23 protein-coding genes are annotated in these 25,864 nt (G+C 67.5%); 17 read left to right on the forward strand and 6 right to left on the reverse strand.

Annotated features, from left to right (window positions below; translation table 11 throughout):
• Positions 1 to 10: 10 nt before the first annotated feature.
• Complete coding sequence (locus J2S75_RS07825; protein WP_244378491.1) at positions 11 to 1,105, reverse strand: TRAP transporter substrate-binding protein; 1,095 nt, start codon at positions 1,103 to 1,105, stop codon at positions 11 to 13.
• Positions 1,106 to 1,404: 299 nt separating this feature from the next.
• Here J2S75_RS07825 and J2S75_RS07830 point away from each other — a divergent pair, with 299 nt between their 5' ends.
• Complete coding sequence (locus J2S75_RS07830) at positions 1,405 to 3,753, forward strand: acetamidase/formamidase family protein (protein WP_307019265.1); 2,349 nt, start codon at positions 1,405 to 1,407, stop codon at positions 3,751 to 3,753.
• Positions 3,754 to 4,083: 330 nt separating this feature from the next.
• Here the strand turns inward: J2S75_RS07830 and J2S75_RS07835 are convergent, their stop codons facing one another.
• The gene (locus J2S75_RS07835; protein ID WP_307019266.1) at positions 4,084 to 5,511 is read right to left on the reverse strand and encodes an aldehyde dehydrogenase family protein; all 1,428 of its coding nucleotides are present in this window, start codon (positions 5,509 to 5,511) and stop codon (positions 4,084 to 4,086) included.
• 27 nt (positions 5,512 to 5,538) lie between these two features.
• The gene (locus J2S75_RS07840; protein ID WP_307019267.1) at positions 5,539 to 5,868 is read right to left on the reverse strand and encodes an FAD-binding oxidoreductase/lyase; all 330 of its coding nucleotides are present in this window, start codon (positions 5,866 to 5,868) and stop codon (positions 5,539 to 5,541) included.
• 174 nt (positions 5,869 to 6,042) lie between these two features.
• Between J2S75_RS07840 and J2S75_RS07845 the strand changes: the two genes are divergently transcribed.
• Together J2S75_RS07845 and J2S75_RS07850 are read left to right on the forward strand one after the other, a co-directional pair.
• Positions 6,043 to 6,357 carry a helix-turn-helix domain-containing protein gene (locus J2S75_RS07845; protein ID WP_307019268.1) on the forward strand — a complete coding sequence of 105 codons (315 nt, stop codon included), beginning with the start codon at positions 6,043 to 6,045 and terminating at the stop codon, positions 6,355 to 6,357.
• Positions 6,358 to 6,660 (forward strand): cupin domain-containing protein, encoded by a 303-nt coding sequence (locus J2S75_RS07850; RefSeq protein ID WP_307019269.1) that lies wholly within the window; start codon positions 6,358 to 6,360, stop codon positions 6,658 to 6,660.
• A gap of 56 nt (positions 6,661 to 6,716) precedes the next feature.
• Here J2S75_RS07850 and pdxA read toward each other — a convergent pair whose 3' ends face one another.
• From pdxA to J2S75_RS07865, 3 genes are read right to left on the reverse strand one after another with little or no spacing between them, the layout of a single operon-like run.
• Complete coding sequence (pdxA, locus tag J2S75_RS07855) at positions 6,717 to 7,739, reverse strand: 4-hydroxythreonine-4-phosphate dehydrogenase PdxA (RefSeq protein WP_307019270.1); 1,023 nt, start codon at positions 7,737 to 7,739, stop codon at positions 6,717 to 6,719.
• A 36-nt stretch (positions 7,740 to 7,775) separates the two neighbouring features.
• The gene (locus J2S75_RS07860; RefSeq protein WP_307019271.1) at positions 7,776 to 8,894 is read right to left on the reverse strand and encodes a four-carbon acid sugar kinase family protein; all 1,119 of its coding nucleotides are present in this window, start codon (positions 8,892 to 8,894) and stop codon (positions 7,776 to 7,778) included.
• Entirely contained in the window at positions 8,887 to 9,744 is an 858-nt protein-coding gene (locus J2S75_RS07865; protein WP_307019272.1) for a DeoR/GlpR family DNA-binding transcription regulator, read from the reverse strand. Before J2S75_RS07865 ends, J2S75_RS07860 begins: the two co-directional genes overlap by 8 nt.
• A 457-nt stretch (positions 9,745 to 10,201) precedes the next feature.
• Between J2S75_RS07865 and J2S75_RS07870 the strand changes: the two genes are divergently transcribed.
• The 14 genes from J2S75_RS07870 (at position 10,202) to J2S75_RS07935 (ending at position 25,820) form a co-directional block, all read left to right on the forward strand.
• Positions 10,202 to 11,812, forward strand: coding sequence for a sugar ABC transporter ATP-binding protein (locus J2S75_RS07870; RefSeq protein WP_307019273.1), 1,611 nt, complete (start codon positions 10,202 to 10,204; stop codon positions 11,810 to 11,812).
• Entirely contained in the window at positions 11,809 to 12,825 is a 1,017-nt protein-coding gene (locus J2S75_RS07875; RefSeq protein ID WP_307019274.1) for an ABC transporter permease, read from the forward strand. Before J2S75_RS07870 ends, J2S75_RS07875 begins: the two co-directional genes overlap by 4 nt.
• Positions 12,822 to 13,847 (forward strand): ABC transporter permease, encoded by a 1,026-nt coding sequence (locus J2S75_RS07880; protein WP_307019275.1) that lies wholly within the window; start codon positions 12,822 to 12,824, stop codon positions 13,845 to 13,847. Before J2S75_RS07875 ends, J2S75_RS07880 begins: the two co-directional genes overlap by 4 nt.
• 56 nt (positions 13,848 to 13,903) lie before the next feature.
• On the forward strand, positions 13,904 to 15,127 hold the full coding sequence (locus tag J2S75_RS07885; protein ID WP_307019276.1) for a sugar ABC transporter substrate-binding protein: 1,224 nt from the start codon (positions 13,904 to 13,906) through the stop codon (positions 15,125 to 15,127).
• Positions 15,128 to 15,286: 159 nt separating this feature from the next.
• On the forward strand, positions 15,287 to 16,330 hold the full coding sequence (locus J2S75_RS07890) for a LacI family DNA-binding transcriptional regulator (protein WP_307019277.1): 1,044 nt from the start codon (positions 15,287 to 15,289) through the stop codon (positions 16,328 to 16,330).
• Entirely contained in the window at positions 16,327 to 16,881 is a 555-nt protein-coding gene (locus tag J2S75_RS07895) for a hypothetical protein (protein WP_307019278.1), read from the forward strand. Before J2S75_RS07890 ends, J2S75_RS07895 begins: the two co-directional genes overlap by 4 nt.
• Positions 16,882 to 16,928: 47 nt before the next feature.
• Positions 16,929 to 17,819: an N-acyl homoserine lactonase family protein gene (locus tag J2S75_RS07900; RefSeq protein ID WP_307019279.1), complete on the forward strand. Its 891-nt coding sequence runs from the start codon at positions 16,929 to 16,931 to the stop codon at positions 17,817 to 17,819.
• Complete coding sequence (locus tag J2S75_RS07905) at positions 17,816 to 18,784, forward strand: 3-hydroxyacyl-CoA dehydrogenase (protein WP_307019280.1); 969 nt, start codon at positions 17,816 to 17,818, stop codon at positions 18,782 to 18,784. Before J2S75_RS07900 ends, J2S75_RS07905 begins: the two co-directional genes overlap by 4 nt.
• A 54-nt stretch (positions 18,785 to 18,838) precedes the next feature.
• The gene (gene hisD / locus J2S75_RS07910) at positions 18,839 to 20,149 is read left to right on the forward strand and encodes a histidinol dehydrogenase (RefSeq protein ID WP_307019281.1); all 1,311 of its coding nucleotides are present in this window, start codon (positions 18,839 to 18,841) and stop codon (positions 20,147 to 20,149) included.
• Entirely contained in the window at positions 20,146 to 20,907 is a 762-nt protein-coding gene (locus J2S75_RS07915) for an SDR family NAD(P)-dependent oxidoreductase (RefSeq protein WP_307019282.1), read from the forward strand. The genes hisD and J2S75_RS07915 overlap by 4 nt, the downstream gene beginning before the upstream one ends.
• A 398-nt stretch (positions 20,908 to 21,305) precedes the next feature.
• Positions 21,306 to 22,202: a glycosyltransferase family protein gene (locus J2S75_RS07920; protein ID WP_307019283.1), complete on the forward strand. Its 897-nt coding sequence runs from the start codon at positions 21,306 to 21,308 to the stop codon at positions 22,200 to 22,202.
• Positions 22,199 to 23,638, forward strand: coding sequence for a sulfatase-like hydrolase/transferase (locus J2S75_RS07925; protein WP_307019284.1), 1,440 nt, complete (start codon positions 22,199 to 22,201; stop codon positions 23,636 to 23,638). The genes J2S75_RS07920 and J2S75_RS07925 overlap by 4 nt, the downstream gene beginning before the upstream one ends.
• Positions 23,635 to 24,285, forward strand: coding sequence for an IspD/TarI family cytidylyltransferase (locus tag J2S75_RS07930; protein WP_307019285.1), 651 nt, complete (start codon positions 23,635 to 23,637; stop codon positions 24,283 to 24,285). Before J2S75_RS07925 ends, J2S75_RS07930 begins: the two co-directional genes overlap by 4 nt.
• Positions 24,286 to 24,410: 125 nt before the next feature.
• The gene (locus J2S75_RS07935) at positions 24,411 to 25,820 is read left to right on the forward strand and encodes an amidase (protein WP_307019286.1); all 1,410 of its coding nucleotides are present in this window, start codon (positions 24,411 to 24,413) and stop codon (positions 25,818 to 25,820) included.
• Positions 25,821 to 25,864 lie beyond the last annotated feature (44 nt).

A 25,864-nucleotide genomic window follows, 5' to 3' on the forward strand; every position in this document is an offset into this window, starting at 1 on the left:
GCGCCCGAACTCACGCGCCCCGACGGATCTGGGTCTGGTACACCGCCTCCGAGAGGCCCGCCCACTGGCTGTGCTCGGCCGCGAATTTGCTGAACGAGTCGTAGACCTTCTTGATCTTGGGGTCGGAGTCGGCGAGCTGCTGCAGCGTGGTGGTGGTGACGTCGCGCAGCTTGGCGACCACTTCGGCCGGGTAAGGCGCGGCGATCACGCCCTGGTTCTTCACCAGGTCGGTCATCGCCTCGCCATTGGTCGCCTCGCACCAGGTGTGGCTGAGCACGTTGCAGGCCATGGCGGCGGCGCGGACGATTTCCTTGAGGTCGTCCGGCAGGCTTTCCCAGGCGGCCTTGTTGATGACGAGCTCGGTGACGTTGCTCGGCTCGTGCCAGCCGGTGGTGTAATAGTATTTGGCCGCCTTCTGCAGGCCGAGGCGGCGGTCCTGATAGGGGCCGACGAATTCGGCGGCGTCGATCACGCCGCGCTCCAGTGCCGGGAAAATCTCGCCGCCGGGCAGCAGCTTCACATCGACGCCGAGCTGCGCATAGACCTTACCGGCGAGGCCGGGGATGCGCATTTTCAGGCCCTTGAAGTCCTCGACCTTCTCGATCGGCTTGCGGAACCAGCCGGACATCTGCACGCCGGTATTGCCGAGCGGCATCGGCACGAGGTTGAAGGGCTCGTAGAGCTCTTCCCACAGCTTCAGGCCGCCGCCATGGTAGATCCAGGCGTTCTGGCCCTGGAAGTTCAGCCCGAAGGGCACGCAGGTGAAGAACTGCGCCGCCGGCACCTTGCCCGCCCAGAAATAGGAATTCGCCGCGTTCATCTCGACCGTGCCGGAGGACACCGCGTCGAAGCCTTCCAGCGCCGGGATCAACTCGCCGGCGGCGAAGTGCTGGATGGTCAGTCGCCCGCCGGACATCTTGCCGACGAGGTCGCAGAAATAGGTCGGGCTGCCCGGACCGGTGACATAGAAGGGAGCGCCCGGTCCGTAGGCGTTGGTCATCTTCCAGCTGAAGCTCTGCTGGGCGCGCGCGACATGCGGCGCGGCGATTGTGGCGACGGCGGCCGTACCCGCCAGACCGGCGCCCAGGAATCCACGACGATCCATTGTTGTTCCCCTTTGTCCGGATGGCGCCACATGCGGCGCCGTGATCGGGCGCCACTAAGCCGCTGCCGCGCGGTATGGGCAATGCCCCTAAAGAGGCAACGGGACCAAAGCGGCGATGGGGCAGTGCGTTCTGTTTCAGAAAAATACACATAAATTCAGCTATTTAGCGAGATATGACGAGGAATTGTGCAGCGCGGTTCGGTTGCGCCGCGACAAGTTTTTGTGCGCCATTCGTCAAAGTGCTTCACTGGCGATCCGGCGCCGCCTGCGCCATTCCTTCGCCCATGAGTTCCGCTGCCATGAACCGCGCCGTTCCCATCTCGATCAACGCCTTTCCCGCCTCCAAGCAGGAGGCGGCATGGCGGGAAACGCTGGCCTCGCTCGGCCTTGCCGCGCAGCTCTCCGACACTGACGCCTTCCATTTCGGCGAGGTCTCCATCAAGCGCTCGCCGACCCAGGCGACCTTTGCCCTGCTGCGCTCGGCGGCGCAGAAGCTCACCGCCTTGGATCAGGCCGCCCGGAAGGGCCGGGAGCCGGCGAGGAGCGAACCGCCGATCCTCATCGGCTTCGTCACCTATGGGCGCGGGCATCTCACCGATTCCGGCCGGCGCGCCGCCGAGTTCGCCGATGGCGATCTCTGGGTCTGCGATCCCGCCACCCCTTTCTCGGTGCAGTTCCGCAAGGATTTCGAGCTTCTGCTGCTGTGTCTGCCGCGCGAGCGGCTGGTCGGCCGCTTCAGCCGCGCCGCGACCGTGCCGACGCTGGTGCTCGGCGAAACCGTGTCGGCGGCGGCGGCTCGGCCCTTGATGCGGGCGCTGGCGTCGCATTTCGCGGTTATGGAGGACGGCGATGTGATGGCCGCGGAGCCGGCGGTGACGGAACTCGTGCTCTCCGCCCTGCTCGCGCAGGCCCGGCCGGAAGAGGATAACGCGACCCAGGTGCAGGCGGCGCATTTCGCGCGCATCTGCGCCCAGATCGAAGCGCGCCTGCGCGAGCCCGATCTGTCGGTGAACGACATCGCCGGCGCGGAGGGGCTGTCGGCCCGCTACATCCAGCGGCTCTTCGAGGGTCAGGACCGCTCCTTTTCCGACTATGTGCGCCATCGCCGGCTGGAACAGTGCCGGCTCGATCTGGTCAACCCGCAGCACGCTGACCGCTCCATCGCCGAGATCGGCTTTCGCTGGGGCTTCGCGGATCAGGCGCATTTCAGCCGGGTGTTCAGCGCCGCCTATGGCATTTCGCCGCGCGACTACCGCAAATCCTCCGGCGCCACTGTGGAGACCCGGTGGACCCGAGGCCGCCCGATGCATTCGGGCTCGCGGCCCGTCCGTCCGGCCCCGGCGGCGGCCATGAGTGCCGAGGCCCCCGATGTGCCGGCGCCGGTGCGCCCGCGCGAGGTCGTCGCGCCCGGCCATCATCACCTGCCGGTGTCCCGCGAGACGGTGCATTGGGGCTATCTCTCGCGCAGCATTCCGCCCGCGCTCCGGGTGCGCTCCGGCGCGCGCGTGACCATCGAGACCCTTACCCAGCACGCTTATGACGATCATGAGCGGATGATCGCCGGCGATCCCGGGGCCGAGAGCGTGTTCCGCTGGACCGCCGACTACAAGGCCGTGGACCGACGCGGGGCCGGGCCGGTCAACGCCTCGATCTTCGGCCGCGGGGCGGGTGAGGGCTTCGGCGTGCATATCTGCACGGGCCCCATCTTCGTCCACGGCGCCGAGCCCGGCGATGTGCTGGAAGTCGAGATTCTCGACCTGAAGCCGCGCCCGAGCGCCAACCCGGCCCATGCCGGCTATGCGTTTGGCTCCAACGCCGCAGCGGCGTGGGGCTTTCACCATGACGACGTTCTGGACGAGCCGCGCAAGCGCGAGGTCATCACCATCTACCGCACCGACGCCGCCGGGGAGAGCGGGTTCGCGGAGGCGGTCTATTCCTTCCGCTGGGCACCGCAAACCGATCCCTTCGGCGTGGTGCACGAAACCATCGACTACCCCGGCGTTCCCGTCGATCACGGACGGATCGAGAAGCGCGAGACCGTCCTCGCCGGCGTGCGCATTCCCGTCCGCCCGCATTTCGGCTTCATCGCGGTGGCGCCGCGCGAGAGCGACATGGTGGACTCGGTGCCGCCCGGCTATTTCGGCGGCAATATCGACAATTGGCGTGCCGGCAAGGGGGCCTCCGTCTATCTGCCCGTGGCCGTGCCCGGCGCCCTGCTCTCCATTGGCGACCCGCATCTGGCGCAAGGGGATGGCGAGATCAGCGGCACGGCGCTGGAATGTTCGCTGACCGGCGAGATCCGCCTCGTGCTGCACAAGCGCGGGGAGACCGACAAACCCTTCCTCAACGGGCTCGGCGCGCCGCTGATCGAGACGCCCGATGCCTGGCTGCTGCACGGCTTCAGCTATACCAATTATCTGCGTGAGCTCGGCCGCAACGCGCAGTCCGAAGTGTTCAAGCGTTCCTCGCTCAGCCGGGCGCTGCGCAGCGCCTTCCGTGCCGCCCGCAAGTTCCTGATGGAACGCTATGGGCTCGACGAGGACGAGGCGATCTCGCTCATGTCGGTGGCGGTCGATTTCGGCGTGACGCAAGTCGCCGACGGCAATTGGGGCGTGCACGCGCGCATCAGCAAGGCCATCTTTCCATAAAGCGCCGCGGCTGCGAACCAGCGCCCGGCATTCGGGACGTGCCAAGCGCTTTGCCGAGAAGCTTGCCGATGTCGTCCGGCAGGCGCGAGCCGGTCCGGCTTTCTCGACCGATCAGGCTGCAAGATCGGCAGCCCTCGCCAGTGCGCCCGCGGCAGAGCATGCGGGATGCGAAGGAGGCTAACATCTGCGCCCCGCGAGGCTCTGTCCCAACGCAATTTCAATGACATGAGTGTTCGCGTTTTCACTCCGGGCAGCGCGCCATGCCGATCACGGCAAGCTTCCGCCCGCCGCGATCGGTCTCCTGGACCCGCCGACGTGTCAGGGTGCGTTTCAGCCGTAGCCGACGATGCCCTTGATTTCGAGGAAGTCACGCAGCCCGAAATCCGCGTATTCGCGACCATTGCCGGACTGCTTGTAACCGCCGAAGGGCGCGAACAGGTCCCAGTCCGGATAGTTCAGATAAATGGAACCGGCGCGCAGCCGGCCGGCGACGCGGCGCGCCTCGTCAAGATCCGTGCCCTGGACATAGGCGGCGAGGCCGTAGAGCGTATCATTGGCGATGCTGATCGCTTCATCGACCGTCGCATAGGGGATGATCGACAGAACCGGCCCGAAGATTTCCTCACGCTCGATGCGCATGCCCGGCTTCACGTCGCCAAATACGGTGGGCTTCACATAGTATCCGGTCTCAAGGCCCGCCGGCTTGCCGGTGCCGCCGGTGACGAGCGTCGCGCCCTCGTCGATGCCGGCCTGAATGAGCGCCTGCACCTTGGCAAACTGGACATCGCTGACCAGCGGCCCGATCTGGGTCTCGACATCGGTCGGGGAGCCGACGCGCACGGTTTCTGCGGTCCGGCGGGCGATCTCCAGCGCTTCCGCCTGCCGTGCCGCGGGCACAAGCATGCGGGTCGGGGCATCGCAGGACTGTCCCGTGTTGGAGAAGCAGGCGAGCACGCCCTGGGACACGGCGGTTTCGAGATCGGCGTCCGGCAGCACGATATTGGCCGATTTGCCGCCAAGCTCCTGGGCCACGCGCTTGACGGTCGCGGCGGCATTGCGCGCGACGTCGATGCCGGCGCGGGTCGAGCCGGTGAACGACACCATGTCGATGTCCGGGTGCGAGGAAAGCGCGGCGCCGACTTCCGGTCCCGTGCCGTTCACGAGGTTGAACACGCCCGGCGGGATGCCCGCCTCATGAACGATTTCAGCGAAGACCATGCCGGAGATCGGCGCGATCTCGCTCGGCTTCAGCACCATGGTGCAGCCGGCGGCGATGGCCGGCGCCACTTTGCACATGATCTGGTTGAGCGGCCAGTTCCAGGGGGTGATCAACCCGACGACGCCCACCGGCTCATGCGTGACCCGCGTGGTGCCGCGCGTCTCGTCGAAGTCGAAGCGCCGAAGGGCCTCGATGGTCGCCTTGAGGTGCCCCAGCCCGGCATAGGCCTGGGAGTCGCGGGCCCGCGCGATCGGCGAACCCATTTCGCGGCTGATCGCCTGGGCGACATCTTCGTAGCGGCGCTCATAGACCGCGAGCAGCGCCTCAAGAAGCGCGAGACGCTCTTGCTTGGACGTGAACTGGAAATCGGCGAAGGCGGCCTTGGCGGCGGCGACCGCGCGATCCACGTCGGCCTGCCCGCCGAGCGAGATGGTGGCGAACGGTTGCTCGGTGGCGGGATCGATCACGTCGAGCGTCCGGTCGACGACCGGGTCGACGAAGGCGCCGTCAATGTAGAATGTGAGATAGCGGGACGTCATGGAATGCCTCGTCTCTGTGAAGGCGGCTCAGATGCCGAGCGCGTTGCGCGCCCGGCCATAGGCTATGCGTATGGAAGCACCGATCGGCCACAAGCTGTGGAACGGGAAGGCCCTCGCGGGACGCACTGGCATATCGAGGATATCCGGCTCAGTGCCGGTTGCCCAGCGCGCGAGTTCGCCGCCCATGGCCGTCGCCATTGCGACGCCGCGGCCATTGTAGCCGATGCACGCCATGAGGCCGGGCGCCGGGGCGGTAAGGTTGGGATAGTCATCCGCTGTGATGGCGGGTTGGCCGTTCCAGCCATGGGTCCAGCGGATGTTGCCGAGAAACGGCCAGAGCCGCTTCGCGTAGCGCATTGAGATCGGGAAACCCCGCCGGTCCATGGAGCGACCGCAACCGGCTGCGCCCGCCCATAAGCAGCCGATTGGCTGAATCGCGCCGATAATCGACGGTGATCGACTCGTGCTCATAGAGGACGTGGCGACCGATCGTCGGGCTTCGCCGTTCTTTCCCTTCTGCCGAGGATACCTATGACGCCGGAAACCGCTGAACCGACCACGCCGTCCGCGCAGAATGAGCGCGAAATCGATACGGCGCAGCGCGAGGTCGGACGCCGGATCAAGGCGTTGCGGTTGTCCAACAGCCTGACCCTGACCCAGCCTTCGGAAAAGACGGGCCTGTCGATTGGCACGCTGTCGCAGATCGAGCGCGGACGGACATCGCCGACTGTACGAACCCTGTTCGGGCTCGGCACGGCACTCGGCGTGTCTCCTGCGTGGATTCTCGATCCCGCCGTCTCGGGCGTCGGTAGCGATCCGTTCGTCACCCGCTCGGGCCGTGGCTAGTTGCTGATCCGCAATCGTGGCCTTGAGAAGGTCATCATCACCCCTCCCGCCGCCTCGCGGCTGAAGGCTTTTCTCGTCAGTCTCGACCCCGGTGCGAGTTCGGGAGACGAGCCTTATTCCCATAACGGGCAGGAGGTCGGCTATGTCGTTTCCGGGTCGATGGAGTTGGAGATCGGCGACAAGAGTTATGTGCTGAACGCGGGCGACTGCGTCGCCTTCGACAGCGACATCGCCCATCGATTCTGGAGCAGAGGCAGCAAGTCAGCCTCTATTCTATGGGTGAACGCGCCGACATCTTCCTAGCGGCTTTGCGGCTGGTAACGCCCACCGACATTGAGCAAGGTTCGCGCGGGCGCGGCTCAAGCGGCGCGATGGCGCGCCAGTTCCAGCGCGAAGTCGATCGCCTCGATCAGGCTTTCCTCGTTGGCGAGGCCCTTGCCGGCGATGTCGAAGGCGGTGCCGTGATCGACGGAGGTTCGGATGATCGGTAGCCCCAGCGAGATGTTGACGCCGGACAGCGCCTTCCATTCGCCGGTTGCCGGGTCGACGTCGAAGCCGAGAAGCTTCACCGGCACATGGCCCTGATCGTGATACATCGCCACCACCGCATCGTAGCTGCGCCCGCGCAGCTTGACGAAAACCGTGTCGCCGGGCACCGGGCCGATCACCGTGATGTCCGAGCCCTCATAGGTCGCCACCAGAGGGGCCGTGACGTCGATATCTTCACGGCCGAAAATGCCGCCTTCGCCGGCATGCGGGTTCAGGGCGGCGATGCCGATGCGCGGATGCGCGATGCCGAGCGAACGCAGCATGGCCGCCGTCAGCTCGATGACGCGGCGCAGGCGTGCCGGCGTGAGCTTTGAGGGGACGTCGGCCAGCGCGACATGGGTTGTGAGATGGCTGACGCGAAAATCGCCATGGGCCAGCATCATCACGGAATCGCGCGCCCCGGTCAGGTCGGCGAGCATGTCGGTATGACCGGAATAGGCGTAGCCGGCGAGATTGAGCGCCTCCTTGTTGAGCGGGGCGGTGACGAGGCCCGCAATGGCGCCGGACTGGGCGAGGCGGACGGCCTTTTCGATGGCGAGATAGGCAAGCCGGCCGCCTTCCGCGCTCATCTCGCCCAAGCGGATCGGTTCGCGCTCGTTGCCGGCCGCCAGGATGGCGAGAGGCGCGGCCTGCGCGGCCTCTTCAATCTCGGGTATCGGCGGTGTTGCGAGCAGGGCCTCGGCGGCGCGCAGGGCGGTCACGCTGCCGATGACGAGCAGCGACAGCTCGCCGGCGTGCAGGCGAGGGGCGAGGCGGGCGCCAGCCTTGGCGATGATCTCCGGTCCGATGCCGGCGGGATCGCCCATGGTGATGGCAAGGCGCGGAACGGCCATGAAAAGCTACCTCTTCCCAGAAAGTGTCATTTGATATCAAAAGTTATCATACATGCGCAACGGTGTTGTTCGGGCACGCGCCGACGCCTCGTCGAACAGAACGCGCAGCAAGTCGGGACGGCCGAAGCCGCCGGACTTCGAGACCACGTGCACGCCCTCGAACCGTCCGCCGCGCAGATGCGACACGGCCAGCCCCGGCTCGCGCGCGCCCTCCACGGCGAGGCTGTCGGCGCCTGTGGCTTGGGCCACGTCGCGCAGGGTCTCACCGCCCGACACGAACAGCGTACCGGGCGGCGGGCAATGGACGAGCAGCTGGGAGAACCGCTCGGCAATGACGGCCGCCGCCGCAGCACGCGCCCCCTCGAAGGCCACGGTGACGATGCAGGACAGGCCCCGCGCGAGACGGCCGTGCACCGCGTCAATGTCCGACGGGGCGCCCGAAAGCCGGATATGCCGGCGCGGGTCCGGCGCGGCGGCATGGTCGATCTGTTCCTGGATGACCGGATGATGCGAGCCGATGAGCGCCAGCAGGGGCGCGCGCATCCGTGCATCCAACGGCGGCTCGAAGACGGGAGGCGAGGCAGGCCGAGCTCGGGCGAGCGCGGCAGCGAGCCCCCCGGTGCCAACCCACAGCACGCGGCCACCATCGCGCATCTCGCGCGCGACGATGGCGTCGAGATCGGCGTCGGTCTCGGCGTCATGGACATGGATGTCGGCATTGACCAGTCCCGCCGCGCGCCATGTGGCGGCGATGTCGCCGCCGAGCGGCTGCGCGGGCCCTATCTGCCATTGGCAACCCGCCCGGGTGACGCGCCCCTGGAAGGGAAAGGCCGGAGCGACGACGAGGCGCCATCCGGCCATACGCCTCGAAAGCGCGGCAAGCTCGGTCGCCCAGTTGCCGCGCATAAGGCTGTCGATTTTCTTGAAGGCGGGCGCACCCTCAAGAAGCCAGTCGGCGAGGCGGTCCTGGCGGCGGACCGCATCATCGCCCTCCCTCTCTCGCGTGCCAATGTCGATAGCCGCCACGGCTGGCAGCCTGCGCACAGGGTGCCAAAGCACCGGGATCGGGCAGCGGGGCGTGGCAAAGGCGGCGGCACTGTCCAGTGCGCCGGTCAGATCGTCGGCGAGAATGCGCAGGCGCGTAGGTTCAGCCACGGTGGCGGTCCTGTCGCAGCACGGGAACGACGCGCAGGACGACCTTCAGCCGCCTTAACTCTTCCAGCGCCAGAGGATCGATACCGTCATCGGTGACGATCTCCTGGATGTCGGCGACATCGCAGATGGTGCAGAAGCTCGGCGCGGTGAATTTCGAACTGTCCACCAGCACCATGACGTGCCGGGCCGCGGCAATCATCGCCTGCTTCATCGCCGCCACGTCGAGCGAGGTCTCCGTCAGTGTCCTGCCGGTGATCGCATGGGTGCCGATGAGAGCAATGTCGGCATGCAGGCTGCGCAGGAAGTCCTCGCCGGGCCGGCCGACCAGCGTCGTCGACCCCGGCCGCACCGTGCCGCCCGGCACGATGAGATGCACCTCCGGCACGTCGGCCAGCACCTGGGCGATGGCGAGGCTGTTGGTGACGGCGGTCAGCGGGAGCCGCCGGTTGGCCACCGCGCGCGCCACGGCGAGCACCGTCGTGCCGGCGTCGAAAATGACGCTCTGTCCGGGCCGCAGCGCTTCGGCGACGGCGGCGGCGATGGCGTTTTTCTCCTCGCGCCGCAGCTGCGCGGCGAGGGCGATGTCGGGCTCGAAGGTAGCGCGCGCCGTGCTCTGCAGCAGGGCGCCGCCATGGGTGCGTTCCAGCGCGCCCTGCTTCACCAGATGTTCGAGATCGCGGCGGATGGTCGATGGCGAGGCGTTGATGGCATCGGCCAGTTCCTGAATGCCTGCCGCGCCCTCGCGCCGAAGGCGTTCCAGGATGAGCGCTCGCCGTTTGGCCGGAATCATCTCCACGCGCCCGCGCGGCGCCTCCTCGCCATTATCACCCTGGCTTTCGCGACTGTTCATGGCGCCTCCGTACCGCTGTGCGGGGTGTCCGCGACGCGTGATGATCGATTCTGGAAGATTTTGACAATTTTCGCGACCGTATCCCACTGTCGTCGGCACATTTCCAGCGCCTGTCCGGCGTGCGCACCCGGTGCGCGGCGGCACTCCCGCTCTCGGCGGGCCGTCGATAGGCGCGCGACGGCGCCATCATTTCACGCTCGGCCGCACGGCCTTCTCCTGCGTGAGATATCGGTGGAGCGCGGCGGCCCCAAGGCCTTCCGTCCCTCCCTCCGCAAGGGTGCGGAAATTAACCTGAACATATTCAATGGCTTGAGGCGTCTGTTTGGTCGCGGGCATCCGGTGCCGCGACAAAATCGACCGACAGCGCTTGACCGGGATCGGAAACGTCGTCAACAATGAGAACGTTCTCAGAGAACGTTCTCGTTAGTGGAACGGCTCCGGGCACGGGAGGAAACGAATGACCGACGCCACAGGCCGCCCCGACACCGGGGAACGGCACCTTTCGTCTCGCGAAATGCGCGCCGCCGGCGTCAGCAAGTCCTATGGCGCGACCGTCGCGCTCGAACATGCCGATATCGCGCTGAAAGCCGGCGAGGTTCATGCGCTCCTCGGCGAAAACGGGGCCGGCAAGTCCACTCTCGTGCGCATCTTCACCGGCGCGGTCATCCCGGATCGGGGCGAGATGCGGCTGCATGGCGAAATCTACGCGCCGCGTTCCATCATCGAGGCGCGCAAGCGCGAGGTCGCCACGGCGTTTCAGGAACTGAGCCTCGTCCCCAATCTGAGCGTGGCGCAGAATTTCCTGCTTCCGGCGCTTGCCGGGCGCGGATCGCCGCTGATCTCGCATCGCCATGTCCTCGCCCGCGGCGCGGAAATCCTGGAACGTCACGGGCTCACGCGGATCGATCCGGCCGCGCGCATTGGCGACCTGCCGCTCGCCGAGCGCCAGCGCATCGAAATCGCCCGCGCGATCGAGAATGCTGGCCGCGTGCTGATCCTCGACGAGCCGACCGCCTCGCTGGCTGAGACGGACTGGCTGTTCGAACAGATCGGCAAGGCCCGCGCGCGGGGCGTCGCCATTCTCTACATCTCGCATCGGCTCGCCGAAGTGCGGGAAATCTGCTCGTCGGCGACCGTGCTGCGCAATGGCCGCTCCATCGGTACGGTGGGCCTTGCCAGCGCCAGCGACGGCGACATTTTCGAGATGATGGTCGGCCACCGGGTCGAGCATGCGCGCCGGCCCGCGCGTGCGGTGGACGCGGCACGCACGCCGCGGCTCGCCGTCGAGAATCTGGCCGGTCACGGGCTGCGCGGGGTGAGCCTGCACCTCGGGGCGGGCGAGATTCTTGGCGTCGCCGCGCTGGAAGGCCAGGGGCAGCGCGGTCTGTTCCGCCTGCTGGCCGGGCTGGAGACGCCGGCCGGCGGCGTCATCCGCGTCGACGGGAAACTGGCCGCCTATCGCAACCCGCGCGCCGCGCTGCGCTGCGGCTCGGGCATCAGCTATCTCCCGGAGGAACGCAAGACGGAGGGCATCCTCGCCGGCCTGTCGGCGGCCACCAATGTGGTTCTGCCGCTCCTGCCGCGCGTGGGCCGGGCGGGGTTCATCGGCCGGCGCGACGAGGAAAAGGCGGCGCAGCCTTCGGCGGATCAGGTGGCGCTGAACCCGCGCTATCTCGGCTTCGCCATCGGCGACCTCTCCGGCGGCAATCAGCAGAAAGCGCTGATGGCGCGCACGCTGGCCACTGGCGCGCGCACGCTGCTGCTGTTCGACCCCACGCGCGGCGTCGATGTCGGCACCAAGGAATCCATCTATGCCGCCATCCGCGCCTTCGCCGAGCGCGGCGGTTCGGTTCTCTTCTATTCCTCGGAACTGCCCGAGATCGTCCAGCTGGCCGATCGCTGCCTCGTTCTTTATGGCGGGCAGGTGTTCCGCGAACTGCAAGGCGACGACATCGCCGAGCAGACGCTGGTGGCGGCAATGATCGGCCATGACCCGTGCGCGCCGGCCGCCCGCGCGCCCGCCCCCTTCGCCACCCCCGCTCACGCCGTCGCGGAGAATGCCCGATGAGCGACATCGCCACTGCGGGCGCCTCCGGGTCCGCCCCTTCCGCTGTTCGCTCGGGCTCGGCCCCGCGTCACCGGCTCTGGCGGCTGACGCAGGGCGCCGGCCTGATCCTCGGTCTCTACGTGCTGCTCTATGCGCTCTATGCCTACCAGCAGCCGCGCGCTCTCGACAGCTACGCCATCGCCGCGCTGATGAACAACACGGCTCCGCTGGCGCTCGCGGCGGCCGGGCAGACGCTGGTGGTGCTGAGCCGGGGCTTCGATCTCTCGATCGCGGGCGTGATCTCGCTCACCAATGTCGTGCTGGCCGTCTATCCCCTGGAAGGGCCGGGCGGTGCGCTGCTCTCGCTGCTGGTCTGCCTCGCCATCGGCGGTGCCGTGGGGGCGGTGAATGGCTGGCTGGTGGCCTATCTCCGGCTCCAGTCCATCGCCGCCACGCTGGCGACCATGATCATCTGCCAGGGCATCGCGCTCGTCATCCTCAATGCGCCGGGCGGTGCGGTCTCCGACTGGATCGCCGACGAATTGACCGGGCGACTGTGGGGCGTCGTGCCGGTGTCGGGGCTGGTGGTTGCCGTGGTGATCGGGCTGTGGCTGCTGGTGCGGCGCACCGATTATGGGATCGCGCTCTACGCCATCGGCGCCGACGAGCCCGCCGCCGCGCTCTCCGGGGTCAATGTCCGGCGCACGCGCTTCCTCACCTTCGTCGCAGCCGGCATGCTGTACGGCCTCGCCGGGCTGATGCTGAGCGCGCAGACGGCGACCGGCAACCCCAATTCCGGCACGCCGCTGCTGCTGCTGTCCTTCGCGGCGGTGGCGCTGGGCGGCACCTCGCTGAGCGGCGGACGCGGCGGGCTGTTCGCCTCGGTGATGGGAGCGGCGACGCTCACCCTGTTGCAGAAGGTGCTGTTCTCCAGCGGCGTTTCCTCCTTCTACACCGGCCTGTTCCAGGGCGTGGTGCTGATCGTGGCCGTGGTCTTCAGCGGCCTGCTGACCCGGATCGGAGAGCGGAAATGACGGTCATGAACGACAATCCGATCTCGCAGGCCCGCTTCCAGCAGAAGGGCGATACACGGCGCAGCGCGCGCGTCAGCGCCGAGACGGTGAGCACCTTCGCGGTGGCGATCCTGTGCGTGGTGCTTCTGCTCGGCGCGCGCTTCATCAGCCCCTCGCTCGGCTCCTGGTCGCAGGTGGAGACGGTACTGGTGCTGGGCTCGTTCCTGGTGGTGCTGTCCTTCGGGCAGGGACTGGTCATCCTCACCGGCGGTCTCGACCTGTCGCTGCCGGCGGTGGCCACGCTGGGCGGCATCCTCGCCACCAATTGGGTCGGCGCCAGCGATCCCGCCGCCTGGTATCTGCTGCCGCTGGTGCTGCTGGCCTGCGGGTGTGTCGGATTCCTCTCCGCCGCCGGCATCGTCTGGTTGAAGGTGCCGCCCTTCATCATGACGCTGGCGATGTCGATCATCGTGTCCTCGCTGCTGCTGGGCTACACCAAGGGCACGCCGCGCGGCGCCGCCCCGGACATAGCGGTGGCGCTGATGAAGGGTCAGGTTCTCGGCCTGCCGGCGCCCGTCCTGTTCCTGGTCGCCTTCGTGCTGCTGGGCTGGCTGTTCCAGAGCCGCTCGATCTATGGGCGCTATCTCTATGCCATCGGCACCAATGTGGAGGCGGCGCGCATTGCCGGCGCCCCGGTCACGGCGATGCGCATCCTGCCCTATGTGGTCAGCGCGGTGAGCGCCGGCTTCGCCGGCCTGATGCTGGTGGGCTATTCCAGCGGCGCCACGCTGCGCATGGGCGACAGCTATCTGTTGCCGTCCATTGCGGCGGTGGTGATCGGCGGCTCCTCCATCCTGGGCGGGCGCGGCACGTTTCTCGGCACGGTGGGCGGGGCGATCCTGCTGACCACGCTCGGCACCATCATCTCCGCCATCGGCCTCGAATTCGGCCTGCGCACCATCATTGAGGGCGCCATCGTGCTGGTGGCGTTGCTGCTCCTGCGCGAGGAGCTTTTCCAGAAACTCGGCTCTCTCTGGCGCTGAGCCAAGGCGAGCGAGACGAACGACAAGAACACGCAAGATACCAGGAGGAAACGACGATGATATCGACGCTGCTCAAGACCGCGACCGCCGCGCTGTTGCTTGGAGCTGCCTGCATGGCGGCCATCCAGCCGGCGCAGGCCGCGGGCCCCAAGGACGGAAAGAAGTACAAGATCTATCTGAGCCTCAGCTATTCCGGTAATGCCTGGCAGTCCGAGGCCGCCAATATCGTCAAGGCGCTGGCGGCGACGCCGCCCTATAACGATCTCGTCGAACTGAAGGAGGTCATCTCCGGCGCCGATCCGCAGGCGCAGATTTCCGCCTATGAGAGCATGATCGACGCTGGCGCGGACGGCATTGTCAGCTTCCCGATCTCCGCCACCGCGCTCAACCGCACCATCAAGCGCGGCTGCGAGCAGGGCGTGCTGTTCTTCATGTACGACGCCACCGTCACCGAGAGCTGCGCCTATAACGTCAGCTATCTCTCCTCCGGCTTCGGCGAGAATTCGGCGCAGGCCCTGGTCAATGCGCTCGGCGGCAAGGGCAAGATCTTCCTGTCGCGCGGCGTGCCCGGCAACTCGGTCGACCAGCGCCACACCGATGGCGCCAAGCACATCTTTGCCAAATATCCCGGCATTGAAGTGGTGTCCGAATATTACTCGTTCTGGGACGACCGCACGACGCAGCAGGAGACCGCCAAGGCCCTTGCCGCGCACCCGGACGTTCAGGGCATCTGGGCGCAGGCCGGCGAGTACGGCGCCATCCAGGCGCTGCTCGACAAGGGCGGCAATCTCGTGCCGGTCACGGGCGAGAACTCCAATGGCTTCCGCCTCGCGCTCGCCGATCCGGCGATGCAGGCCAAGGGGCTGACCGGCGTCTCGGCCGGCTCGCCGCCGGCGCAGTCGGGCTACGCCTTCAAGCTGATGATGGAAATCCTCACCGGCAAGCGCGAACTCAAGCCGACGAACATCGAATATCCGCTGCCCTGGGTTCCCGCCGACAAGGTCAAGCTGTGCGCGGGTGAGAAGTTCGAGGACGGCTGCAACGTCTTCCCCAAGGATCGCGTACCGTCTTCCTTTGTCACCGAAGTGCTGAATCCGGTGCTGCTGCCCGAGCTGAACATCGACTCGGCCCTGAACGGCACCCCGGTGAAGGGCGCGACCATCCAGCCGCTGCCGGCCGAGATTGTGAAGGCCGCCAATGAGCCGGGCATCAACTGCGCGCGCTGCGAGGCGGCCAAGGATCAGTACAAGCTCACCAAGGTTGCGCCGACGGTGAACTGAGGCGACAGGGACGCAGCGATCTCTGCCCGGCGCCGGCAGGTGCCGGGCAGCCCCGGATGCCCGAACAGGGTGGCGCGGCATGCCGGTTACGGACGACACTGCTTTCCTGCCGCAGCGGAATGACAGGAACGCCAGCGATGGCGAGACGGGAGACGGGCCTTGAGCGATGCACAACGAGACAAGGGACGACGGGTGACGGTGAAGGACCTCGCGCGCGATCTCGGCATGTCGGTCTCGACGGTCTCGCGCGCCTTCTACCCGGACGCGGTCGTCGCCTCGGAGACGCGCCGGCTGGTGCTGGAGCGGGCGGCCGCGCTCGGCTACCGGCCCAATCCCTTCGCCCAGAGCCTGATTACCAAGAAGACCCAGATTGTCGGCATGGTGGTCTCCGACCTGACCAACCCGTTCTATCCCGAAGTCATGACCGAGATGACGGCGATGCTGCAGGAGGCGGGCATGAATGTGATGCTCTCCGCCGCCAACCAGCCGGAGAAGATCGACGATGCGGTCGATCTGCTGCTGACCTATCAGCCGGACCTCGTCATCGTGCTGGCCGCCAACATGGCCTCGCACGCCCGCGAGAAATGCGAGGGCGCCGGCGCGCCATGCATCTTCTTCAACCGCCTCTCCGCCGATGGCCTCGGTTTCGGCGTGACCTGCGACAATGAGGCGGGCGGCCGGCGGGTGGCGGATCATCTCATCGACAGCTGCCACCGGCATCTCGCCTATGTCTCGGCCTTTCCCGGCGCCTCCACCAATGTGGAGCGCGGCAAGGGATTCTGCAGCCGGGTGGTGGAACGCGGCTTCGCCCCGCCCGTCGTGATCGAGGCCGGCCGGTTCAGCTACGAGGCCGGCTATGCCGCCGGGCTCGCGGCGGCGAAGGCGGAGCGCCCGCTCGACGGGGTGTTCTGCGCCAATGACATCGTCGCCATCGGCTTCATCGCCGGTGTGCAGGAAAGTGGCCGGTTTCGCGTGCCGGACGACATCTCGGTCGTCGGCTTCGACGACATCACCATGGCCGGCTGGCCCTCGCATCTGCTGACGACCGTGGCCCAGCCGCTGGATGGGATGATGGCGGCGACCGTCAGCCTTGCCCGCGAGCTCGCCGTCGACCGCGGGCAGGAGCCGCACATTCTGCGCCTGCCGCCCGGCGAGCTGATCGAGAGAAACACGACGCGAAAGCGTGAGGGAGGGACCCGATGACGGTGCAGCGACGCGCTCTTTTCGACCGCCTCACGAGCGTGCACCGCCCGGACTGCGCCCTCTTTGCCGACGGGCCGCTCCCGATGCCCGTCGCCGGGCCGGACGATCTTGCGCCGCTGCTCGGCTCGGATCAGGCGGCCCGTTATGCCGATGCGTGCCGTCCGGTGTTCGAGGATCTGCGCCGGGTCGTCGGCCAGCTGGCCGGGTTGATGATCCTGGCACAACTCACCGACTCGTCGGAGGTGGCCGGTCTTGGTGAACTCGCCAGCTGCCGGCGGCGCTTCGATGAGGCGGGCGAGCGCATCCGGCAGCTCGTCGCCCCCGACGCCCTTGAGCCGCACCGCGAGCAGCTCGTTGCCGCGCATGCTTTTTCCGGCCTTGCGCTGGGAACGTTCTCCGAGCTTCGCCCGCGCGGCGACAACGAGGCCGCCTTCGACACCATCTCCCGCCATGTGCGCCGCGCCTATGCGCATCTCAGCGCGGCGACCGCCGAAAAGGCCGGGCTCGCCATGGTGGACCTGTCCCATGCCTGTTGCTCCTGCGGGCGCTGAACCGCCAGCCGGAAGAAGACAAAAGAACCAAAGGAAGGAAACAAGCCATGTCCGACTATTCGATCTGGGTGTGCGAATATTCCTATGTAAAGAACTACCACAAGAGCGGTGTGCTCTACGGTGCGCACAACCAGGGTTTCGTGAAGCTTCCCTACTGCTACGTCGTCATCAAGGGGCGCGATCATGTGGCGATGGTCGATGTCGGCTATAACGACAAGGACTATGGCAAGGTTCTGGGCGATCGCTTCGGCGTGGAGAACTGGCGCAGCCCCGCGACGGTTCTGGCCGAAATCGGCGTGAAGCCGGAAGAGGTGGACACCTGCTTCATCACCCACGCGCATTTCGACCATTTCGGCAATGTCGAGGACTTCCCGAATGCTAAGTTCTACATTCAGGAGCGCGAGATCGCGAAATGGGTGTGGGCGATGTCGCTGCCCGATCGCCTGCGCTGGATGATGGTGGCGGTCGACCCCGGCGACATCGTGCGCGGCGCCGATCTTGCCCGGCAGAAGCGTCTGGTGACGGTCAACGGCGCTTTGAGCGATGTGCTGCCGGGCATCGATCTGCACGCGGCGGATGACAGCCACACCTGGGGTTCGATGTGGGTCACCGTGCGCAATGACGGACAGGCGCAGTCGCAGGACACATGGGTGCTTGCCGGCGACCTCGTCTATGTCTTCGAGAACATCCACGGCCCCGGTGCGGCCGTCGACGAGAAGGAAGTCTACACGCCGGTGGGCCTCGCGGTCGGCAGCCAGGCCAATCTGGTGCTCGCCACCGAGGCGATGATGAAGCAGGTCGGCTACGATTCCCACCGCGTCATCCCGGTGCATGAGGAGCGGCTGCGCGATACCTTCCCCTCGCGCATCACCCGGGAAGGGCTGCGGATCACCGAAATCTGCCTCGCCGATGGCGAAACCTCGAAGGTGTCGGCATGACGCGGCCGACACCTCTCGCAGCCCCTCTTGCGGCGCATGTCGTCGCCATCGTCGGCGCCGGCCTGGTCGGTTCCGGCTGGGCGCTGGTGTTCGCCCGCGCCGGCGTGCGGGTGCAGGTCTACGATCCCGTCGCCGAGGTTCGCGCGCGCATCCTGCCCTGGGCGCGGGAGAGCGCGGCCGCGCTGGCCGAGGCCGGCTTGATCGAGGATATCGAGGCGGTGATCGGCCGGCTGCACGTGTTCGACACGCTCGCGGAGGCGCTCGACGGCGCCACCTATGTGCAGGAATCGGTCTTCGAGCGCGTGGAGGTGAAGACCGACATCTGCCGCGCCATCGATGCCCTCATGGCGCCGGACACGATCGTCGGCTCGTCCTCATCGGGCATTCCCGCCTCGCGCTTCACCGAAGGCTGCGTCCATCGCGGACGCTTCCTGATCGCCCATCCGGTCAACCCGCCGCATCTCGCCCCGGTGGTCGAACTGGTGCCGGCGCCCTGGACCGACGCCGATGCGCTGGAAGGCGCCCGCGAACTGATGCAGGCGGCCGGGCAGGTGCCGGTGACGCTCACCCGCGAGATCGACGGGTTCATCCTGAACCGCCTTCAGGGGGCGCTGCTGAACGAGGCCTGGGCCCTCTATGACGAGGGCTATGCCAGCCTCGCCGATATCGACGCCACCATTTCGCACGGGCTCGGGCTGCGCTGGGCCTTTATGGGTCCGTTCGAGACGATCGACCTGAACGCCCCCGGCGGCATCGTCGACTACGCTGCCCGGCTCGGCGGCATGTACCACGCCATGGCGCAGAGCCGCACGCCGCGCGCCTGGCCGCAGGAGACCATCCGCCGCGCCGGCGAGGAGCGCCGCGCCGCGCTTCCGGAAGCCGAACTCGCCGCCCGCCGCGCCTGGCGCGACAAGGCGCTCACCGGCCTCGCCGCTTTCAAGAAGGCCAGTGGGCTCGCTCCCTAGCCCCCGGCGCCTCTTCCCGCTTTCGCGACACATGTAAACGTAAGGACCCGTACCATGGCCGTAACCTATCTGAAGCGCGGCAAGCCCGCCGATGAGCGCTCGCAGGACGACCGCAAGGTCCGTGAGACGGTCGAAACCATTCTGGCCGATATCGAGGCGCGCGGCGATGCGGCGGTGCGCGAATTGTCGGAGAAGTTCGATCGCTATTCGCCGCCGGCCTTCCGGCTGACCCTGAGCGAGATCGAGGCGCTGATGGCGCGGGTGTCTGCGCGGGACATGGACGACATTCGGTTCGCGCAGGAGCAGGTGCGCAATTTCGCCCAGGCCCAGCGCAACTCGATGACGGATATCGAGATCGAGACGCTGCCCGGCGTCATTCTCGGCCACAAGAACATTCCGGTGCAGTCGGTCGGCTGCTATGTGCCGGGCGGCAAATTCCCGATGGTCGCCTCGGCGCACATGTCGGTGCTGACTGCCGCGGTGGCCGGCGTGCCGCGCATCGCCGCCGCCACCCCGCCCTTCAAGGGCGAGCCGAACCCGGCGGTGATCGCCGCCATGCATCTGGGCGGCGCGCATGAGATCTATGTGATGGGCGGCATCCAGGCCGTCGGCGCGCTGGCGATCGGCACGCAGACCATCGCCCCGGTCGACATGCTGGTGGGCCCCGGCAATGCCTATGTCGCCGAAGCCAAGCGCCAACTCTATGGCCGCGTCGGCATCGACCTTTTCGCCGGCCCGACCGAGACCATGGTGATCGCCGACGATACGGTGGATGGCGAGATCTGCGCCACCGATCTGCTCGGGCAGGCCGAGCACGGCTATAATTCGCCGGCCATTCTGGTCACCAACAGCCGCCGGCTGGCCGAAGACACGCTGGCGGAGATCGACCGCCTGCTCGGGCTCCTGCCGACCACCGAGACCGCGACCAAGTCGTGGGCCGATTATGGCGAGGTGATCCTGTGCGACACCCATGAGGAGATGCTGGAGGTCGCCAACGACATCGCCTCCGAGCATGTCCAGGTCATGACCGATCGCGACGACTGGTATCTCGCCAACATGCACTCCTATGGCGCGCTGTTCCTCGGCCCGCGCACCAATGTCGCCAATGGCGACAAGGTGATCGGCACCAACCACACGCTGCCCACCCACAAGGCCGGGCGCTATACGGGCGGTCTCTGGGTCGGAAAGTTCCTGAAGACGCACAGCTACCAGAAGATCACCACCGACGAGGCGGCGGCGATGATCGGGGCCTATGGTTCGCGGCTGTGCCTGCTGGAAGGCTTCGTCGGTCACGCCGAGCAGTGCAATGTCCGTGTGCGCCGCTACGGGCGCAAGAACGTGCCCTATGGCGAGGCGGCGGAATGAGCGCTGCTCTGCCGTCGTTCCGGCTGGACGGACGCCGCGTGCTGGTGACGGGCGCGGGGCGAGGCATCGGCCTCGCCATCGCGCAGGCCTGTGCCGCCTCTGGCGCGGAGGTGACGCTCTGCGCCCGCTCGGCGGGCGAGATCGGCGCGGCGGCTGACGAATTGCGGGCGCAGGGCCTGAAGGCCGAGGCGTTGCCGGCCGATGTCACCGATGTGGAAGCGTTTGCCGCGCTCATCGCGGCACGCCCGGCGTTCGATGTCTTCGTCAATAATGCCGGCATGAACCGGCCCAAGCCGCTCGCCGACATCTCGGTGGAGGATTACGACGCCGTGCTGGGGCTGAACCTGCGCAGCGCGGTGTTCGCCGCCAAGGCTGTGACCGCCGGGATGATCGCGGCGGGGCGGGGCGGATCGGTGATCAACATGTCCTCGCAGATGGGGCATGTCGGGGCTGCCAACCGCACGATCTACTGCGCCTCGAAATGGGGCCTGGAAGGCTTCACCAAGGCGCTGGCGGTGGAACTGGCGCCCCATCGCATCCGCGTCAACACCATCTGCCCGACCTTTGTCGAGACCCCGATGACGGAGCCTTTCTTCCGCGATCCGGCCTTTCGAGCCGACGTGTTGCGGAAAATCCCGCTCGGACGCCCAGGGCGCGTCGACGAAGTGGCGGCGGCGGCGGTGTTCCTCGCTTCGGAGGCCGCGTCGCTGATGACCGGCAGCGCGCTGATGTTGGATGGTGGCTGGACGGCGCTGTGAGCGTGGCCGCGCTAAGGCGCTGGCCGTGGCGTCGATGACCCAGAAAGGACAGGTGGTGGCGTCGGCTTGCGCTCCGCCTTGCCTTCAGGGCTTTCGAGGCGCTGCCGGAGACGCTGCGCATGTGCGGCTGGCGCTCCTTCGCCGACACCAGCCCCATACTCGCCGGGCTGCGATAGGGCCATCGGCGAGAATGTGTGGATCCACAAGTCGGCGCGACCTTTCCGCTGCGCCAGCGGTACAAATCAATGTCGAGTCGCGGCGGAAGGATGCGCGCGGCGTGTCCTCGCTTGTGTGGCGGTACCGGATTGTGGAAAGCTCTGCGTTTGCGTGGGGACGTCGATAGCGGCGCGTCTTCATCGCGCCTAAGGAAGCGACCCGCCCCTCGGAACCCACCGGCGATGAAGATCATCTGCATCACGCAGCTTCGGAACGAGGAGCGCTTCCTCTCAGGCTTTCTCTGTCACATCGCGCCGCATGTGGACGGCATTGTCGCGCTTGACGAGGGCTCGACCGATGCCACGCCCGATCTTCTTCGCGCCGAGCCGAAGGTGGTTTCGGTTCTGCACGAGCGTCGTCCCGCGCCACCCCATGCGCATGAATCACAGAACCGGCACCGCCTGATTCTTGAAGCGGCGCGGCTGGGGGCAGATTGGGTGATCTGCGGCGATGCCGACGAGCGTTACGAAGAACGTTTCCTGCGCCGCCTGCGGCCGGTTCTCGAACGGCGCGAGGCGCGGGGGCAGCAGATTCTCGCCGTGAGTATCGTCAATCTCTGGAACAGCCGCAGCGAGTATCGGATCGACGGGACGTGCGGGCCACGCTGGACGCCCCGCCTGTTCAGGATTCCGCGCACCGTTACCCGGCGCCCCGATCGCATGCACCAGCCCTGGTTCCCGCCTGAGCTGGACGGCGCCCCGCGCGGGTTTGTTCCCGCCTTCCTCTATCATCTCAAGATGATCGAGCGGCGCGACCGCGAGGCCCGCCACGCCAAGTTCACGGCCGTCGATCCCGACGGCGAGCACCAGCCTGTCGGCTATAACCATCTCATCGACGAGAGTGGGCTGACGGTGCGCCGCGTACTCCCGTTCAAAAGCTATGTCGACCTGCCACGCGAGGCCTGGACACCCCCGCCCGAGCGCCCCGCGCTGACGGGATGCCTGGCCGATCCCGCTTTCGTCGAACGGTTCCGCATCGACACCGCCCGACGCGCGCCGGAGGACGCCGGCGCATGGCCGCATTTCTACGGCCTCGATTTCGAGACCCTCTTTGCCGAAAGGCGGGCCGCCACAAGATGAGCCATTCGCGTCCCGTGCCGGCCAGGCCGAAGAACCTTTTCGTCTTTCACCTCGAAAGCACATCGTGGCAGACCTTCAACGCCTTCCCCGAGGCGTTTCCGCATCTGCGCGCGCTGATGGCCGAGGCGCGTACCTATCGGCGCCATTATGCCTCCGCCACCTCGACACAGATGGTGATGGCGGCGTTTCTGCACGGCAATGACTTCGAGATGGACGGCGCGGCGGGGCTGTCGCGGCCGGTGGTCAACAATGCGAGCCTGTTCAATCAGCTTGCGGCGCGTGGCTATGAAACCTCGTTCCTCTGCGCGTCCGCCTATCCCCGACTGCCGATCCTGCATCTCCTGAACGCGTCGCTGCCCGAAGCGTGGAAGACCAACGACTTCGCCACACTGCTCCAAGCGTTCGAGCAGCGGACCGCGACAGGCCCGTTCGCGATCTATGTGTGGTGTCAGCTTCCCCATATCGAAGCGGACCTCGCCCTGGTCTCGCATGCACACCATCTCGACGAGCTGTTCGAAGGCAGCTGCGCCGCCACCGACACGCTGCTCGGCGCCATGCTCGAAATCCTGCGCCGCGCGGGCGCGCTGGAGCACACCACGACCCTCGTCTATGGCGACCATGGCGACGATCACGGCACGCACGGCTTCAAGAGCGGGCTGCTGCACGCGGTCGAGCCTTATCCCGCCCTCCTCCACACCCCGCTCGTTATTCGCGATGAGCATCTGCCCGTCGGCACCGACGGCCGCCTTGTCAGCACTGTCGACCTCGCTTCCACCTGCCTCGACCTTCTGGGGATCGAGGGCGACTGGCCTTTCCCGCATTCCGGCCGCAGCCTTCTTGCCGAAGGAGCGCGCACTATCGCCTTCGCGCAGAACCTTACCGCCAGCCAGGCCGACATGGACAGCTGCGACGTGAAGAAGGGCTTCGCGGCGTTGGACCATTCCCATGCGCTGCTGGTGAGTGCGCGCGGGCTGCAATTATTCAATCACCGGCTCGATCCGGGCGGGCACCACAACCTCTTGCACCATTTCGATCTCGATAGTGGCGGACGCCTGGTGCCGGTCGATCTGCCGAGGCCCCAGCATCAGCATTTTGGAACGCAGCGCCATCTGTGGCGGTCGGGGGCGCTGCAGGAAGACGTGGTGCGTTTGTGCGACGCGCTGAAAGCCCATGTCGCCGCCAAGAACGCCCATGCGCGGGAACGGCAGGCCGACGCCTCGATGCTTCTCGACCTCGCCGCCTTCGACAGGCTGGACCGCACGGGACGCGAAGCCTTCCTGGGCTGTGCGCCCCCGAGGCCTCCGGTGGGCAGGTTGCCGCCGGCTCGCCCTTCCTCCCCGGCCGCGCCGGCACGTGCGAGGAAGCGACCCCGCTGGAAAAAGTGGTTGCCACGCATGTTTCAACCCCGTCCGAAACGCTCAGGGGGCCGCTCATGAGAATCCAGGGTCTCCTTCAGGCGGCGGGCAGCGGCACGCGGCTCGGGCGCGGACCGAAAGCCTTTGTCACGCTGGCTGGGCGAACGCTGCTTGAGCGCGCGGTCGACCGCCTGCTGCCGGCCGTCGATTCCATCATCGTCGCGGTGGCGGCGGCGGATATGGAGCGTGCGCGCGCCCTCATCCGTGATGAGCGGGTGGCGTTTGTGGAAGGGGCGGCCACGCGCAGCGGCACCACGCGCCGCCTGATGGCGCAGGCGACGGCGCCCTGGCTCATCCTGCACGATGTGGTCCACCCCTTCGCCGCGCCGGAACTGCTGCGCGCGCTGCTGCAGCAGGCGCATCTCAGCGGGGCCGCTGCGCCGGGCCTCGTCAATGCCGAGTTCTTGTACACCCGCAGCGGCGAGCTGCTGCACCCGCCGGGCGCCGTGCTCATCGGCCAGAAGCCGGTGGCATTCCGCCGCGACGCCGCCTGTGCCGGCTATGAGACGCTGCCGGAGGATGGGCTCGACAGCGATCCCAGCTTTCTCGACATTCTCGCCCTCGGCGGGGTCAAGACCGCCTTCGTGCCCGGCAGCGCCGTCAATCTGAAGATCACCACGCCCGACGACCTGAGGCTGGCCGAGGCGCTGCTGGCCCTAACCGCCTGAGCGTTCGCAAACCCGCCGCCCGCGCCGGTGGTTGCCGGCTGTCCTCTCCTCGCGGAGAATACTGGCGCGCGGACCGTCGCTCGACCTTCGGCGCACCCGATTCCTTCCGGAGCCGTGCAGAACGAATGTCGCCTTCCCTGATGGAGCTCAGCGCGAGCGAGCTGTCCCGCCTCATCGCCACACGCGCCCTGGCGCCGTCCGAGCTGATGGAGGCGTATCTCGCCCGTCTTTCCGCCGCCAATCCCGCCGTCAATGCCATCGTCTCCGCGGTCGATCCCGACGAGTTGCGGGCGCAGGCGCGCGCGCTTGACAACGCGCCGCCGCGCGGCTGGCTGCATGGCCTGCCGCTGGCGGTGAAGGACCTTGTCGCGGTGCGCGGCGTGCGCACGACCTATGGCTCGCCGCTCTACCGCGATCATGTCCCGGAAGAGGACGATCTGGTGGCGACGCGGCTGCGCGCGGCCGGCGCCATCCTCGCCGGCAAGACCAACACGCCGGAATGGGGACAGGGCAGCCACAGCTTCAATCCGGTCTTCGGCGCCACGCGCAACCCCTATGACCTCACCCGCTCGGCGGGAGGATCGTCCGGCGGCGCGGCGGCGGCGCTGGCCGCCCGGCTGGTGCCCGTCGCCGACGGGTCGGACATGATGGGAAGCCTGCGCAACCCGGCGGCCTTCTGCAATGTCTATGGTTTCCGGCCGAGCTGGGGGCTCGTGCCCGCCGATGCCGCCGGGGACACCTTCCTCTCGACGCTGGCGACCGACGGCCCGATGGCGCGCACCATCGAGGATCTCGCCCGCCTCATGGAAACGCTGGCTGGTCCCAATCCGGGCGTGCCTTTCGGCCGCGACTGTCCCTCGCTGGCGGACCGTCTGGAGGTCGATCTGCGCGGCCGGCGCATCGGCTGGCTGGCCGATTGGGGCGGGGCCTATCGCTGCGAGCCGGGCATTCTCGACATCTGCGCCAGAGGGCTGAAGGTGTTCGAGGAATTGGGAGCAGAGGTCGAGGTGCTGGCGCCGCCTTTCCCCGCCGAGGAATTGTGGGACGCCTGGATCCGCCTGCGCGGCTTCCTCAATGCGGGCTCAAAGGGTGCGCTGCTCGCCGATCCGCACAGCCGCGACCAACTCAAGCCGGAAAGCCGCTGGGAGATCGCGTTCGGCCAGACGGTGACGGCGGCCCAGCTCTACGCGGCCAGCGTCACCCGCTCGCGCTGGTATGCGCAGGCGGCGCGGCTGTTCGAGACGTATGATTTCCTCGTCATGCCCTCGGCGCAGGTCTGGCCGTTCCCGGTGGAGTGGCGCTGGCCGGAGTCGATCGACGGGCATCCCATGGACACGTATCACCGCTGGATGGAGATCGTCGTGCCGGTCAGCCTCATCGGCCTGCCCGCTTTGGCGCTGCCCTGCGGCTTCGGTGCCGGCGGGTTGCCCATGGGGATGCAGCTGATCGGCCGCGACGGCGCCGACGCCGCCGTCCTCGCCGCCGGAGAGCAGTATCACCGCGCCACCAATTGGCCGGCGGTCGCGCCCTCCTGAACGCGCGCCCGCTGCCCGGGCGCGTCAGCCATGGCAGCCCAGCC

Origin of the sequence: Ancylobacter polymorphus, assembly GCF_030813495.1 — a bacterium.
GTDB classification, from domain to species: Bacteria; Pseudomonadota; Alphaproteobacteria; order Rhizobiales; family Xanthobacteraceae; genus Ancylobacter; species Ancylobacter polymorphus.